Origin of the sequence: Pseudomonas arsenicoxydans, from assembly GCF_900103875.1 — a bacterium.
Classification (GTDB): Bacteria; Pseudomonadota; Gammaproteobacteria; order Pseudomonadales; family Pseudomonadaceae; genus Aquipseudomonas; species Aquipseudomonas arsenicoxydans.
In genome coordinates this window covers 4,250,936-4,266,068 of the sequence record NZ_LT629705.1, presented here as the reverse complement: position 1 = coordinate 4,266,068, position 15,133 = coordinate 4,250,936, and the positions used below count along the sequence as shown (strand labels likewise).

Below are 15,133 nucleotides of genomic sequence, written 5' to 3'. Positions count from 1 at the left end.
GATTTCAGAGACCGGCATCCCATACATTCCGTTTGCAGGCATTTCGCTATATATTCCGATATATAGCGTTTTAACGCGCTCAATGCATTCGCCTACAACGGAGCCGTTTCATGACCATTCGTGCCTCACGTTTTGCCCCAACCTGTCTCGCAGGCCTTGTCGCCGTATTCGCTTTCGGCTCCGCTCAGGCGGACGAAGTCCAGGTGGCCGTTGCCGCCAACTTCACCGCGCCGATCCAGGCCATCGCTGCTGATTTCGAGAAAGACACCGGGCACAAACTGGTCACCTCTTTTGGCGCAACGGGCCAGTTCTACACCCAGATCAAGAATGGCGCGCCGTTCGAAGTGCTCCTCTCGGCGGACGACACCACCCCGCAAAAACTCGAAGCCGAAGGCGATACCGTCAAGGGTTCACGCTTCACCTACGCCGTCGGCACGTTGGCGCTGTGGTCGGCAAAAGACGGATATGTCGATGCCAAGGGCAAGGTGCTCAGCGAAAATCAGTACCAGCATTTGTCCATTGCCAACCCAAAGGCCGCTCCCTATGGACTGGCTGCTACACAGGTGCTGGCCAGGCTGGGCCTGACCGACAAGGTCAAAGGCAAGATCGTTGAAGGCCAGAACATCACCCAGGCCTACCAGTTCGTTTCCACCGGCAACGCTGAACTGGGTTTTGTGGCCTTGTCGCAGATCTATAAAGACGGCAAAGTCACCAGCGGTTCAGCCTGGATCGTTCCGGCCGACATGCACGACCCGATCAAACAAGACGCCGTGATCCTCAACAAGGGCAAGGACAACCCGGCTGCCAAAGCGTTGGTTGACTACCTTAAGGGTCCGAAAGCCGCCGCTGTCATCAAGTCCTACGGTTACCAACTCTAAATGACCCTGACGAGTGCCGATTTTTCCGCCATCTGGTTGACCCTGAAACTGGCGTCCCTGACCACGGTGATCCTGTTGATCATCGGCACTCCGATTGCGTTATGGCTGTCGCGCACCGACTCCTGGCTACGTGGCCCGGTCGGGGCAGTTGTCGCCCTGCCCCTGGTGCTGCCGCCCACGGTGATTGGTTTTTATCTGTTGCTGGCGCTGGGCCCCAATGGCTTTGTCGGTCATTTCACCCAATCGCTGGGGCTCGGCACGCTGACCTTCAGTTTCGCCGGGCTGGTCATCGGTTCAGTGCTTTACTCGATGCCATTCGTGGTTCAGCCGCTGCAAAACGCGTTTTCCGCCATTGGCACTCGCCCACTGGAAGTGGCCGCCACCTTGCGCGCCAATCCTTGGGACACCTTCTTCAGCGTGATTCTGCCACTGGCCCGCCCGGGATTTATCACGGCGGCCATTCTCGGTTTCGCCCACACCGTCGGCGAGTTCGGTGTGGTGCTGATGATCGGTGGCAACATCCCCGACAAGACCCGCGTGGTCTCAGTGCAAATCTACGACCACGTCGAAGCGATGGAATACGCCCAGGCCCATTGGCTGGCGGGGGCGATGCTGGTGTTCTCATTTGCCGTGTTGCTGGCGCTCTACTCCAGCCGTAAAACCAAAACGGGCTGGAGCTGATCGATGATTCATGCACGCCTTAAACTGACTTACTCGGGGTTCGCCCTGGACGTCGATCTGCATATGCCGGGCCGCGGAGTGACCGCGCTTTACGGTCATTCCGGCTCGGGCAAGACGACGTGTTTGCGCTGCATCGCCGGTCTGGAACGGGCCGAAAGCGGCTTCATTCAGGTCAACGATGAAGTCTGGCAGGACAGCGACAGAAAGATTTTCGTCCCGCCACATAAACGCGCACTGGGTTACGTTTTCCAGGAAGCCAGCCTGTTTCCCCACCTGTCTGTGCTGGCCAATCTGGAATTCGGTCTCAAACGTATCCCGAAGTCGCAGCGCCGGGTCGACATGGCGCATGCCACTGAACTGCTGGGTATTGCTCATCTGCTGGACCGTCATCCGCAACATCTGTCCGGCGGTGAACGGCAACGTATCGGCATCGCTCGCGCGCTGCTGACCAGCCCGAAACTGTTGCTGATGGACGAACCGCTGGCGGCGCTGGATAGCCAGCGCAAAAACGAGATCCTGCCGTACCTGCAGCGCTTGCACGATGAACTGGACATCCCGGTGCTGTACGTCAGTCACTCGCAGGATGAAGTTGCGCGGCTGGCCGATCACCTCGTCTTGCTCAACGATGGCAAGGCGCTGGCCAGCGGTCCCATCGGTGAAACCCTGGCGCGTCTCGATTTGCCTCTGGCATTGGGCGACGATGCTGGCGTGGTGGTTGAAGGTCATGTCAGCGCCTATGACCCGCATTATCAATTGCTCACGCTGCAACTGCCCGGTACTGATCTGAGCATTCGGGTGGCACACGCGCCCATGAGCCAAGGTCAGGCATTGCGCTGCAAGGTCCAGGCACGCGATGTCAGCCTGAGCCTGCAAAGCGTCGAGCAAAGCAGCATCCTCAATCGCTTGCCCGTTACGGTTATCAGTGAAATCGGCGCCGACAACGCCGCCCACGTGCTGATCCGCCTGAATGCAGCCGGCACGCCACTGCTCGCACGCATCACGCGTTACTCCCGGGATCAACTCGGCGTGCACCCCGGCCAACAGCTTTGGGCGCAAATCAAAGCGGTGGCCGTCCTGGCTTAAATCCGCTGGCACCACGGCGAACGGGCGCGGTCAATGGCTTTACAGGCCCCTGATTCGTCGCCGAGGATTGCCCACCATGCCCGATACCGCGCTGCCCGATGTGCTGCCACCGGACCTGCACTATGTCGATGACACGCAGCCCGGAATCACCCGCAAGCTGTTGCGGGGGAAATTCTGTTATTTCGATCCTGCGGGCCAGCGCATCAAGGACCCCGACGAAATCAAACGCCTCAACGCCCTCGCCGTGCCGCCAGCGTACACAAACGTGTGGATCTGCGCCGACCCGCGCGGCCATCTGCAAGCCACCGGCCGTGATGCGCGCGGCCGCAAACAATACCGCTATCACCCGCGCTGGCGCGAAGTGCGCGACGCCGACAAATATTCGCGCCTGCGGGATTTCGGCCAGGCATTGCCCAAGCTGCGCAAACGTCTGGAAGCACTGCTCGACGCTCCCGGGTTCAGTCGGGACAAAGTCATGGCGACTGTGATTACCTTGCTCGATGCGACGTTGATTCGGGTCGGCAATACCCAATACGCCCGGGAAAATCGATCCTATGGCCTGACCACCCTGCGCAGCCGTCATGTCGAGGTGAATGGCAGTGCGATTCTGTTTCAGTTCCGTGGCAAGAGTGGCGTCGAACATCAGATCACCGTGAAAGACCGACGCCTGGCGCGAATCATCAAGCGCTGCCTGGAGATCCCCGGACAAGACCTGTTTCAGTACCTGGACGAACAAGGCCAGCGGCATACCGTCAGCTCATCCGACGTCAATGCCTACCTGCAAACCCTCACTGGCGCCGACTTCTCGGCCAAGGATTACCGCACCTGGGCGGGTAGCGCGCTGGCATTGTCAGTGTTGCGAGAGTTGCAGTGGGAGCCCGAATCGGATGCAAAACGCCATGTGGTGGCAATGGTAAAAGACGTCGCCAAACAGTTGGGCAACACCCCGGCGGTCTGCCGTAAATGCTACATCCACCCGGCAGTGCTCGAAGGTTTCATGCTCGGCGCATTGGCCGAACTGCCTAGGCCGAGGACGCGTAAAGGGCTGCGGGCAGAGGAAGTCGGGCTGGCCATGTTTCTGGACAAAATGATCGCCGCGACACAACCGACGAACTGAGCCGTCCATTTTTTGCGAGTTCACAAAGAACTTCTATAGTTGATGTGGACACAAATCAGCTGCGGTGACGCCATGGAAGACATTTTCGTTGTGAAGCGTTGCAACAAGATCATCATTCATGGCCGCCGAGCCGGAGAAACCAGTCACCTGCCACCCGACGCCGCCGTCTGGTATCGCATCGCCGATACCCGCACCCATGGCTTCATTGGTGACGGTTTCGATCTTGAAGAAGATGCCCGACGTGAATGCCGACAGCTCAATGCCAGGTCTCAAGTGAAGGTCCGACAAGGCTGAAGCCCGGGTCTATACTTAAACAGCTGATGGACCAGCGACCCCATCGGCAGAAAGCTCGCACTCGCGGGCTTTTTGCTGCCGCTTACCAGGTTTCTTGAACGGAGGTGTTTGCCATGTCCGAAAAAGAGTCCATCACCACCCTGCTCACCCTGCTTGACTCTCGTCAGGCCAGACTTGCTGCCGCGTGCAAGGAAATTGCCGACTGGGTGGATCATCAAGGGGGGCACCCGACAGCCCTCAGAATCCGTGATCGCCTGAACGATATCGAAAAAGACGAGCCGCTGATTCAAAACACCTTGTCTTCGCTAAAACCTGTCGAGCCACCGCTGCCAAGGTTCAGATGATTTGATCCGGATTCTTCCTTCGAGAAAGGGCATGATTCAGCACGCACGAACGGCGACTTAATCGTCACTGCGTGCGTGCCTGCTTGATTATCTCCTGCGATACCCCCAACCCGGCCTGGCGCCGGGCTTTTTTATTTACGACTTTTCTTTCACGTTATGTTCACACCGCGCCCCCTACAGTCAGCTCACTCCTTTGATGAATCCCCCTTGGCCTGCCCGCATGCAGGCCATTTTTTTGTCTGTTGTCCGGCCTGGCGAACGCCTGCAACCACGGGATGTCTAACGACTACACGTCACGAAGGAGGCGTCTGATGGTCACTCACTTCAAAGTCAGCGGGCACTTGGCCTGCGGTCACAAAGGTAGCAACCTCACCTCAACCAACGTGCTAACCCGCGTCAAATGCAGAAGCTGTCGAAACACCGACGCATTCAAAGACGCGCGCAAGGACGAACGCAACGCTGCACGCCGCGCCGCTCGCAAAGCCAAAGCTACTCATACCGCCAATGACTGGCGCGCCGCCTGGACGGAACGGCTTACTGCCATGACCGGGCTGCAAAGATTACCTCGTGGTTTTACTGGCCAGCCATTCGTTTAGAAGTGCCATTCAATAACTGGCCGCTAAAATTACGGAGCAAAAACGACAAAGGCCTGCATGAGTTTCCTCATGCAGGCCTTTGATATATATGGTGCCCGAAGCCGGAATCGAACCGGCACGCCCTTACGAGCGGGGGATTTTAAGTCCCATGCGTCTACCAGTTTCGCCATTCGGGCGGTAGCGCGGTGTAGCCGTCTGGAGACTGACAAATAACCATCTGGCAGTTCTGACGCTTGTGCAACAGAGGACGAAATATATACATCCCGTCCCGGTGAAGCAAGTTCGCGGATCCCGTTTTCAAGACAAAATCTTGCAGGACTGCTTAAATAAAAAAGCTCCGTAAATCATAGATCTACGGAGCTTATTTATAGTGGAGGCCGAGGTCGGAATCGAACCGGCGTAGGTGGATTTTCAATCCATCCACAAAACAAACTATTTCAATAGGTTAGCAGCTTTACCGTTCCGCAAGCTACTGATTTTTAACGGCCTGCACCCCACGGCTTTCAAGGTACTGGTTTTGGATTGCGGAGCGGATTTTCCGTCTCTTGCACTGGCATTCATAGATGTCGCGTGCTCGGTCCCGGGCCAACGCACGCACTAATAGCAACGCCAGCAGTTGTAAACAGGATCATCGCTGAGACCAGTAGGTGTTATTCGCTCCGATGATGGATTGGGCCAACCTTACAGGCCTTGTATTACGCGGCTCACAGACATTACAAAATCAACGCGTACCACTTTCGTACCACCCGGTTTCGCAAAACCCCAACTGGACGACGCAATGAAGACCTGCGCTACCTCATGCAGCGACAGTGTCTGTCGATGCAATCCAGCCACCATTTACAGCCTCCAAGCGGCTCACGCCAACTGTGCCCGGGTAACCATTCCATCGCGCGATATCCTTTCCTATCTCGAATCGGGCTACGACAAAGAGCGGGCCAATATCTATCTCGTAGCAAAAGCTGAATCGCCGCCGATTCATCTCTCCTCGTCATCGATAAACCTGAGTCGCACGTTCAGCCGTCCATCATCACGCACCCACGCTCAAAATCGACGAACGCAACCCGTAAATTAAGGCTGACTCTGCGCCTGTCTACAGACTAAAATGCCGCCCATTTGCGATTGGTCGCGTTGCTGGCACACGGCTGTGCAAAACCTTAACGTCAACACTGTATTTGAACGAGTATTTTGTGCAGATAATTATTCCAATGTCAGGGTTCGGCGAGCGCTTCCGTCGAGCGGGCTACTCAGTCCCCAAACCACTTATTGAAATCGGCGGAAAGCCAATCATTGCCCATGTCATTGACATGTTTCCTGGTGAAGTCGATTTTATTTTTATTTGCAATCAAGACCATCTGGACAACCCTGATTACCGCATGGCGTCCATTCTGCAACACCACTGTCCTACCGGTCAGATTGTCGGTATTCCTGCTCATAAACTCGGCCCGATCCATGCTGTACGACAGGTAGAGCATCTGATTGCCGCTGACACCCCGGTGATTGTCAACTATTGCGACTTCACCTGTTACTGGGATTGGCAGCATTTCAAACAATTCGTCAAGGCGACGGCATGCGCGGGTGCAATACCAGCCTATAAAGGCTTCCATCCGCACACCCTTGGCAGCACGAACTATGCCTATATGCGCGAAACGCAGGGTTGGGTGCAGGACATTCAAGAAAAACAGCCCTACACCAATAATCGCATGGAAGAGTTCGCCTCCAGTGGGACTTACTATTTCGACTCGGGCAAGACCATGAGCGAAGCGTTTCGCGACACCATGGACCAGCAACTCAACATCGGTGGCGAGTACTACGTCAGTCTGGCCTACAAACCACTCCTGGCAGACAAACGCCCTGTCGCGGTTTATCCCCTTCAACACTTCATGCAATGGGGTACTCCGGACGACGTTCGAGAATACAACGGCTGGTCGACGGTGTTCGAGATGATGAACCGCCAACCGGAGCGAGCAACGGCCGCAACAACTGGCGCCCTTATTATCCCGATGGCAGGTATGGGCCAGCGCTTCGCCAACGAAGGCTACAGCCTGACCAAACCACTGATCCCTGTTTCCGGGAAGTCGATGGTGACCCAGGCTACAGAGGACTTGCCCAAGGCCGCGCACCACGCCTTTGTCCTGCGTAAGGACATGCCCGGTCACGCCGAAATCGCCAAAGAGCTGGAGCGTGCATTCCTCGGTACCGTGATTGAAACAATCCCGCAGGTTACTGAGGGCCAGGCTTGCACAGCGCTACTGGGGCTGGAAGCACTGGAACGCGTCATTACCGATGTTCAAGGCCCGATTACCTTCGGGGCCTGCGACAATGGCGCGCTCTATGATGAGAAGGCATTTCAGGACTTGGTCGATAATCCAGATGTAGACGTCATTGTGTGGGGCGTAAGGGGGAATGCAAATGCCATCCGTCATCCGCAAATGTTTGGCTGGATCGATGCAGAAAATGGTCGAATTCGTCAGGTCTCGGTTAAAACACCACTCGATTCCCCGGCAACAGACCCCATTGTTTTGGGAACCTTCACGTTCCGTCGCGCCGAAGACTTCCGTCAGGTAGTCTCGCGGTTGATTCAACGTGACGGTCGTATCAATGGCGAATTTTACATTGACTCGGCTATTAATGACGCAATCGAATCGGGGTTGCGCTGCGAACTGTTCGAAGTCGACAGTTTCTTGTCGTGGGGTACTCCAAACGACCTGCGCACGTTCGAATATTGGCAGTCTTGCTTCCACAAATGGGCAGGTCACCCTTATCGACTGAAAAACGATGGTCGAATCCCACCCGAGGCCATTGCTGAGCTAGAAAATCGTTATCAGGCAACAGTGCCCGAGTTACCAGGAACTACAGCATGATCAAGCGTGAGCTTGCAGTCTTTCTGGTCGTAGGCTCGCTGACTGTCCTGATCGACTTCCTGACCTACCGGAGTCTGGTTTGGACAGGTTGGATGAATATCGACCTGGCCAAAGCGATCGGTTTTCTGACCGGCACCCTTTTTGCTTACTTTGCAAACAGGGTGTGGACATTCGGCCACCAAGAACACGCACCTGGCAGCGTATGGCGCTTTGTCCTGCTGTATGCGATTACCCTGAGCGCCAATGTCCTAGTCAACGCAGGGTGCCTGGCGCTGCTTAGTCCATTATCGATTGCGGTCCAGGTTGCTTTTCTGATTGCCACGGGCGTATCGGCTGTCCTCAACTTCCAGGGAATGAAGTTGTTTGTGTTCAAGGCCAGCGTACTTATGGAGAAGTCATGAAGTTTTCGCTCATCATCCCCTGCTACAACGAATCGGCGAATCTGCCGTTGCTACTGGAACGCTGCAAAGGCCTGTTCCAACGACCCGGCGTCGAGGTTATTCTGGTCGACAACGGTTCCACCGACGCCAGCCCGCAGGTTCTGGAGCGACTTCTGCCCGCCTATCCCGGATGCAGAAGCGTGCGAGTGGAGGTCAATCAGGGCTACGGCTTCGGCATTCTTACCGGCCTGCGTGCCGCTCGAGGCGAGATTCTTGGCTGGACTCATGCCGACCTTCAAACCGACCCCATGGACGCATTGCGCGGTCTGGAGTTTTTCGATCAACACGGTCCGAATATCTTTGTAAAAGGGCGGCGCTTTGGACGTCCGTTGGCGGACGTCGTGTTCACGTTCGGCATGAGCGTTTTCGAAACAGCGCTGCTGGGCAAGCCCATGTGGGACATCAACGCGCAGCCAACGATGTTCTCCAAGGTATTCTTCCAACGCTGGCAAGCAGCCCCGTCCGATTTTGCGCTCGACCTGTATGCCTACTATCAGGCCCATGTACAGTCCCTGAAGGCGTATCGATTTGACGTGCGTTTTGGTGAACGCGCCCATGGTGTTTCGCACTGGAACGTCAATTGGGCCGCCAAACGAAAGTTCATCCGCAGAACTGTCGATTTCAGTTTGCAACTTAAGAAGAGTCTAAGGACATGAAGCTCATTTCGCATCGGCGTAACACCCGCCAGGAACTCAATGCCACAGAAGGGAAATATGGCATTGAAGTCGACATCCGTAGCTACGGCAACGACTTGATTATTCACCATGACGCCTGTATGCAAGGTGAGTCGTTTGATAAATGGATTGCCGACTATCGGCACGGCACCCTGATTCTAAACGTCAAGGAAGAAGGCTTGGAAGCACGCCTGATCGCGCTGATGAAAGAAAAGGGCATCGAAGACTACTTCTTCCTCGACCAATCCTTTCCTTTCCTCATCAAGTGGTCCAAGGCCGGAGAACGCCGATGCGCCGTCCGCGTGTCCGAATTCGAATCGATTGAAACGGCCATGACGCTGGCAGGCAAGGTCGAGTGGGTATGGGTCGACTGCTTCACCCAGTTCCCACTTAGCCACGTAGACGCCAAGCGACTACAGGACGCTGGTTTCAAACTGTGCCTGGTTTCCCCTGAACTTCAGGGCCGCGATGCGGAAACCGAAATCCCCTTGCTGGCGAAACTCTTGGCTGATCGAAATATTGTTGCCGAAGCAGTTTGCACCAAACGACCTGACCTTTGGGAAACGTTGGCTTCGCACGCATGAACATAAAGCTTTTATGCCGGCCGGCCTTTCTGCTCGGACTGGCGATTCGTCTTGTCCTCGTATTTTGGGTTGTCCCGGCGCCGGTCACCGATTGGTATCTGCCCTTTCTGGATAACAGCACCCGCACGTTGACACTCGACCCATGGGGCACATGGATGAACCAGGGTGGCGTCATTACCGCGTTCCCTTATGGTTACGTGATGTGGGGGGCGTTCCTGCCGTTGATCTTGCTCTGCAAGGTACTCTCGCTACCGTTGATACTCGGTTATGGCCTGACTTTGATAGGCGCAGATTTCCTGCTGCTGGCCGTGCTCAGGAAAATAGTTCCCAACCGTGACCGCTTGTTAGTTGCGGTGTATTGGCTGTCGCCAATCGTGGTCGTCGGCACCTACGTACTCGGGTTCAACGACTTGATCCCAGTGCTACTACTGGCCTGCTCGCTGTACTTTCTCAAGCGTGCACGCTTGATACTGACGGGCGTGATAGTTGTCACAGCCATCTCGGCCAAGCTGAGCATGGTACTGGCAGTGCCTTTCTTCCTGATCTATCTGCAGCACAACCGACCGTTGCGCCAGCATCTGCCACGCCTATTGATTGGCCTCGCAGTAGGCACTGTGGTGACACTCTTGCCATTTCTGTTGTCCAGCTCGGGCGTCAGCATGCTGATCAACAGCCCGGAGATTGGAAAAGTTTACCGACTGGCTTTCAGTGTTGGTGATACCACTCTCGTGTATGTAGTACCACTCGCCTACTTGCTGATGATTTATGCAGCCTGGCGGATAAAACGGCCAAATTTCGAGCTTTTCCACTCGATGCTTGGCATGGTTTTTTTGCTTGTGATCCTGATGACGCCGGCCTCACCGGGATGGTTTATCTGGGCCATTCCGCCCCTGGTAGCCTATCAGGCAGCCAGCAACCGAGTGGCCATCGCCATTACCGGAATCTTTTCGCTGTTCTATGTGGCGAGCGCTCTACTGATCACCCCGGATGCCAAGCTCATTGTGGAGCAGGCAACCTGGTTGCCACAGGCGACCAGCCAATGGCTATTCGGCGGAAAACTGTCTTCACTGGTTCAAACCGCCATGGTGGCAGCAGGCGTTATCCTGGCCATTCGAATATGGCGCGAATCGGTCAGCCGCAATGATTACTTTCGACTCAGCCGCAAGCCTTTCGTTATTGGAATCGCCGGCGATTCGGGGGCAGGCAAGGACACGTTTTCGGATGCCATTAAAGGCTTGTTTGGCGACCACTCGGTCGCCTCGCTTTCCGGTGATGACTACCACCTGTGGGACCGCCAGAAACCCATGTGGCAGGTGATGACCCACCTTAACCCGATGTCAAACGACCTGGAAGGCTTCGCCAACGATCTGGTGGCATTGGTCGACTCGAAGAATATTCAATCGCGGCACTATGATCACCAATCGGGCCGCATGAGCCGCCCGTTCATGATCAAAAGCAATGACTTCGTGATTGCCAGTGGCTTGCATGCGCTTTATATGCCGATCCTTCGTGAGTGCTACAACCTCAGTGTTTACCTGGACATCGACGAAGGCTTGCGACGGCACTTTAAGCTTCAGCGCGACGTACATCAGCGTGGCCACACCGAAGAGAAGGTGCTCGCCTCCTTTGAGCGCAGAGAGCCGGATTCGGCACGGTTTATTCGCCCACAAGCCGCTCATGCAGACCTGGTACTGTCCTTGCAGCCCATTCATCCGCGCATTCTGGAAGGCGCCGTCAAGAACCACCCGCTGCACTTCAAGATCGTCGCGCGATCGCGCAACGGCCTGAATGAACTCTCGCTCACCCGAGTACTGGTCGGGGTGTGCGGCTTGCACGTCGACATGTCCACTTGCAACGACACAACGGAAGTTGAGTTGACGATTGAGGGCGAAACATCGGCCCATGACATCGAAATGGCGGCGCGGATGATTTGCCCGCGCGTCTTCGAATTCCTGGACCTCAAGCCACAATGGCAAAACGGCGTCATGGGGTTAATGCAACTGATTACCCTCTCCCATATCAACCAAGCACTGACAAAACGGTTCATATAGTGAAGATTTTTGCACCCGAGCGGTTCAATCGCCTCCCCGACGCCATTCTGTTCGACACCGATAACACGCTGTACCCCTACGATCCGGCGCACGCCGCTGCACAGCAGGCGGTCAGAGATAAAGTGGTCAATACCTTCTCGATCAAGCCGGAAGTATTTGACGAAGCGTTCAAGGAAGCACGGCAGCAGGTTAAGACTCGCCTGAAACACACCGCGTCTTCCCACAGCCGTCTTCTGTACCTGCAGCGCATGCTCGAAATCATGGGCCTGGGTTCGCAGGTTCTGCTGGCACTGGACTTTGAACAGACCTACTGGCGCACCTTTCTCAGCAATGCCGTGCTGTTCGACGAGGTCAAGGACCTGTTGGACGACCTACGTCTGCTGGGTATCCCGACCGCGATCGTGACCGACCTGACGGCTCAGATCCAGTTCCGCAAGGTGGTCTATTTCGGGCTCGATCATTACTTCGATTACATTGTAACCAGCGAAGAAGCCGGTTTCGACAAACCCCATGAGGCCCCCTTTCAAATCGCACTTGAGAAAATGCGGCCAGTGGGGGACTGCATCTGGATGATAGGCGACAATCCAGTGAATGACATTCGCGGTGCACGGCAAAAAATCAATGCAGTAACTCTGCAGAAAATCCATTCAGGCTCAGCGCTCGGCGAAGGAGAAAACACACCAGATGCATCGTTCAAGAGCTTCAACGCGCTGAGAAAGCTCATTGCTAATCTGGGAGATAAACGATGAAATTCGACAAAAGCGACCTCCGAGCGGAGGTCAGCGCCTACTGCGCATTCATCGGATCTGACCCCCTGTTGGTGCAGGGCGCCGGTGGCAACATATCCTGGAAGGATAGCGACACCCTTTGGGTCAAGGCATCCGGCACTTGGCTCGCAGATGCTGCCGAGAAGGATATCTTTGTACCCGTCGACCTGGCCCTCCTGCGAAAAGCAATCAAAGTCGGTAATTTTGAGGTGGAGCCCCTCATCCGCGGTGACTCTACCCTCCGTCCATCAATCGAGACTTTGCTTCACGCCCTTATGCCCCACCGGATCGTTGTCCATGTCCACGCCGTCGAGGTACTGGCGCATTTGGTCAGATCAGGCTTTCGCGAGACCCTCAGCCATGCATCTGCTCCGGGAATTACCTGGACCTGCGTAGGATACCTCAAGCCAGGTGCTGCCTTGGCGACTGGCGTGGCAGAAGCACTGGCTGAGACTCCTGGTTCGAACGTAGTTTTTTTGCAGAACCACGGGGTCGTGATCGGAGCAGGCAGCATTGCCGAAGCCAATGCCATCCTCCTCACACTGACAGGCATTTTCCGCACCGCACCGCGTGCGCCGGTTGCAGCCAAATTGCCCACGGCCCCCATCAGCAGCGACGGAACCCTTTCCTGGGGCCCAATCGGTGATCCACTAATTCACCAACTAGCTATCGATCCAATACTCTTCGAGCGCCTACACGACGACTGGGCCCTGTACCCCGATCACGTGGTCTTTATGGGCGCTCGTGCGGTGACGGTGAACGACGAGGCCGAACTACCTTCATCCCTCGCGAGGGCCACCCTGATGCCGGATGTCCTATTCATTCGCGGTAAGGGTGTGTTTACCCTCCCTACCTTCAATACCGGCAAGCAAGCACAAATCCGATGCTACTACGACGTCCTCGCCCGCCAGGATGCTGACGCACTGCTCTCCTCCCTTTCCGAGGACGACATTTGCGGACTCCTAAACTGGGACGCGGAACGCTACCGCATACAGGTGACGAAATAACTCCCCACACTATCAAGGCTCACTGACGATCCCCTCATGACGACCGAACGCTCATTTCGTGCTTACACGATCGCCTGCTATGCCATCGCCGGCGCCATTATCGCCGTCCTCTTTCTCGAAAACTTCACCTTCTCGAGCAGCTTCTCCATACTCGGCTTCCGGGCAATCGATGACGTTGCGTTCCAATCGACCCTGCGCCAGGTTCACTTGGGTCTGCAGTCCGGCAACCTGGAGCAACTGTTCTCGATCAACAACTACGCGTACGGCTGGATATTCTGGGCGCCACTGGCCTTGATCACCTACCCCCTGTTCATGATCAGCCACGCCTTCTCCGTAGACTGGCCCTTGATCGTCGCTCCTCGCCAGATTTCCTTGCTGTTCGCGGTCCTGAGCATGATCGTCATGCGCAAGACGCTAAAGCATCTGAAGGTTGCCGAGTGGGGCTGCGCTAGCGCGGTACTGATGTTTATCCTCTTCCCTTCTCTCGGCTATTTTTCGCTGCGCTTTGGCACGGTCAATGCGGTAACGTTCTTCTCGCTGCTTACCGTTTATCTAGCCCTGAATTACGAGCGGGCAACAGTCGGCGGGGCAGTTCGCGTAGCCCTGAGCCTTGCAGTCGCCGGTGCGATCAAGCTGAGCGGACTGCTGATCGCCCCACTGGCCCTCTTCCTGGTGCTGCGACGAATAAAGGGAAGGCAGATTGTCCCGGTACTGATCATCCCGGCAATCGTGTTCCTGCTGGTCTTGGGCATTTTGACCAATCCACTGTTCTTGCTTATTCCTTTCAAGCCGCAGATCTGGACCGATTACCTTTCCATTCTGCTGCACTTCCTCGAAGTGACCCGCGTCCCGTCCGGCCCGGATAATCCCATCGAGCGCTTTTACCTGGGGGCTTTCAGCAGGCTGACTAATGCGGTTGTAATGGCCGTGCTCGCCGCAGGTTGGCTGGTCGTGATCATCCGCAACAGGAACTGCCGTGCCGACTTTGTCGCTATACTGGTCGCTGTCACGCTGGCAACCACATACCTAATACTCTCGGTGAAAAGCGTTACCGGCATCGGCACTTACTTCACCAGCGTCTCGTTCCTGATCCTGCTCGGCATCACCGGATATGCGAGCTCACCAAAGGCTGTTTACTTATTTGGCACGCTAATCATCCTGATGATGGCTGATGTTGCCGGTCGTGCTGAGGAAGAATTTGAAAACGGCAGCAGTGTCCAGCAGGCGTTCGATAGAGGCCCTTCCCTTAACAACCACTTTAGCTACTTCATCAAAGAAGCCCTCTCGCGCAATGAGATGAGCCTCGCATCCTCCACGGTAAGTTGCATCGAGGAACACAGTAATGGTCGCAAGCCCGGACATATCTTCATTGATTTCACGGCACCATCGGCAATCAACGCACTCAGTTACCCTGAAACGTGTGTCTCCGTTGCATGGAACAACCTGTCCCCAGCAGGTAAGTATTGCGACAAACCGATAGACTTCCTGGTCTTGGATACCCGAGATGCTGTCGGCTTCCTCCCTATCGAGGAGTTCGAAAAACGGGTGAAGAAAACCGACGAGAAAACCGCCGAGGGCTACAAGCTGGATCGCCAGAGCCGTATGCTCCTCTCCAGCGAAGGCACCTTCGACAACCTGCGCTTTACGGTCGCCTGCGACCTAGGCCGTCTAAAGGTATACAAGTCAGAAGCTCTGTTGAGCAATAACAAACCCGTCATTTCGCCCTGACCCCCCTTCCAAGGGTCTCGTTTGCAAT

15 protein-coding genes and 1 tRNA gene are annotated in these 15,133 nt (G+C 55.7%); 15 read left to right on the top strand and 1 reads right to left on the bottom strand.

What is annotated here, in order from left to right; translation table 11 throughout:
- The first annotated feature begins 110 nt into the window (after window positions 1-110).
- From modA to BLQ41_RS19965, 7 genes are all read left to right on the top strand, one after another.
- A complete protein-coding gene (gene modA / locus BLQ41_RS19995) occupies window positions 111-878 on the top strand; it encodes a molybdate ABC transporter substrate-binding protein (RefSeq protein ID WP_090183516.1) in 768 nt (255 codons plus the stop codon).
- On the top strand, window positions 879-1,559 hold the full coding sequence (gene modB / locus BLQ41_RS19990; protein WP_090183515.1) for a molybdate ABC transporter permease subunit: 681 nt from the start codon (window positions 879-881) through the stop codon (window positions 1,557-1,559). It abuts the gene before it with no gap.
- Window positions 1,560-1,562: 3 nt separating this feature from the next.
- On the top strand, window positions 1,563-2,642 hold the full coding sequence (modC, locus tag BLQ41_RS19985; protein ID WP_090183513.1) for a molybdenum ABC transporter ATP-binding protein: 1,080 nt from the start codon (window positions 1,563-1,565) through the stop codon (window positions 2,640-2,642).
- Between the two features lie 76 nt (window positions 2,643-2,718).
- Window positions 2,719-3,759: a DNA topoisomerase IB gene (locus tag BLQ41_RS19980; RefSeq protein WP_090183512.1), complete on the top strand. Its 1,041-nt coding sequence runs from the start codon at window positions 2,719-2,721 to the stop codon at window positions 3,757-3,759.
- A 72-nt stretch (window positions 3,760-3,831) separates the two neighbouring features.
- Window positions 3,832-4,053 carry a hypothetical protein gene (locus BLQ41_RS19975; protein WP_090188686.1) on the top strand — a complete coding sequence of 74 codons (222 nt, stop codon included), beginning with the start codon at window positions 3,832-3,834 and terminating at the stop codon, window positions 4,051-4,053.
- 113 nt (window positions 4,054-4,166) lie between these two features.
- Window positions 4,167-4,397 carry a hypothetical protein gene (locus BLQ41_RS19970; RefSeq protein ID WP_090183510.1) on the top strand — a complete coding sequence of 77 codons (231 nt, stop codon included), beginning with the start codon at window positions 4,167-4,169 and terminating at the stop codon, window positions 4,395-4,397.
- Between the two features lie 311 nt (window positions 4,398-4,708).
- Window positions 4,709-4,993, top strand: coding sequence for a hypothetical protein (locus BLQ41_RS19965; RefSeq protein WP_090183508.1), 285 nt, complete (start codon window positions 4,709-4,711; stop codon window positions 4,991-4,993).
- An 89-nt stretch (window positions 4,994-5,082) separates the two neighbouring features.
- On the opposite strand, the gene BLQ41_RS19960 is transcribed toward BLQ41_RS19965, so the two are convergent.
- A tRNA-Leu gene (locus BLQ41_RS19960) sits at window positions 5,083-5,169 on the bottom strand.
- A gap of 1,011 nt (window positions 5,170-6,180) precedes the next feature.
- On the opposite strand from BLQ41_RS19960, the gene BLQ41_RS19955 reads away from it, so the two are divergent.
- The 8 genes from BLQ41_RS19955 to BLQ41_RS19920 are packed head-to-tail and all read left to right on the top strand — an operon-like array spanning window position 6,181 to window position 15,105.
- Window positions 6,181-7,854: an NTP transferase domain-containing protein gene (locus tag BLQ41_RS19955; RefSeq protein ID WP_090183506.1), complete on the top strand. Its 1,674-nt coding sequence runs from the start codon at window positions 6,181-6,183 to the stop codon at window positions 7,852-7,854.
- Complete coding sequence (locus tag BLQ41_RS19950) at window positions 7,851-8,255, top strand: GtrA family protein (protein ID WP_090183505.1); 405 nt, start codon at window positions 7,851-7,853, stop codon at window positions 8,253-8,255. Before BLQ41_RS19955 ends, BLQ41_RS19950 begins: the two co-directional genes overlap by 4 nt.
- On the top strand, window positions 8,252-8,950 hold the full coding sequence (locus BLQ41_RS19945) for a glycosyltransferase family 2 protein (RefSeq protein ID WP_090183502.1): 699 nt from the start codon (window positions 8,252-8,254) through the stop codon (window positions 8,948-8,950). The genes BLQ41_RS19950 and BLQ41_RS19945 overlap by 4 nt, the downstream gene beginning before the upstream one ends.
- The gene (locus BLQ41_RS19940) at window positions 8,947-9,552 is read left to right on the top strand and encodes a phosphatidylinositol-specific phospholipase C/glycerophosphodiester phosphodiesterase family protein (RefSeq protein WP_090183500.1); all 606 of its coding nucleotides are present in this window, start codon (window positions 8,947-8,949) and stop codon (window positions 9,550-9,552) included. Before BLQ41_RS19945 ends, BLQ41_RS19940 begins: the two co-directional genes overlap by 4 nt.
- Window positions 9,549-11,603 carry a DUF2029 and NK domain-containing protein gene (locus BLQ41_RS19935; protein WP_090183499.1) on the top strand — a complete coding sequence of 685 codons (2,055 nt, stop codon included), beginning with the start codon at window positions 9,549-9,551 and terminating at the stop codon, window positions 11,601-11,603. Before BLQ41_RS19940 ends, BLQ41_RS19935 begins: the two co-directional genes overlap by 4 nt.
- Window positions 11,603-12,352 (top strand): HAD family hydrolase, encoded by a 750-nt coding sequence (locus BLQ41_RS19930; RefSeq protein WP_197678895.1) that lies wholly within the window; start codon window positions 11,603-11,605, stop codon window positions 12,350-12,352. The genes BLQ41_RS19935 and BLQ41_RS19930 overlap by 1 nt, the downstream gene beginning before the upstream one ends.
- On the top strand, window positions 12,349-13,377 hold the full coding sequence (locus BLQ41_RS19925) for a class II aldolase/adducin family protein (RefSeq protein ID WP_090183497.1): 1,029 nt from the start codon (window positions 12,349-12,351) through the stop codon (window positions 13,375-13,377). The genes BLQ41_RS19930 and BLQ41_RS19925 overlap by 4 nt, the downstream gene beginning before the upstream one ends.
- Window positions 13,378-13,413: 36 nt before the next feature.
- Window positions 13,414-15,105, top strand: a complete 1,692-nt coding sequence (locus BLQ41_RS19920; RefSeq protein WP_090183495.1) for a hypothetical protein — start codon at window positions 13,414-13,416, stop codon at window positions 15,103-15,105.
- Window positions 15,106-15,133 lie beyond the last annotated feature (28 nt).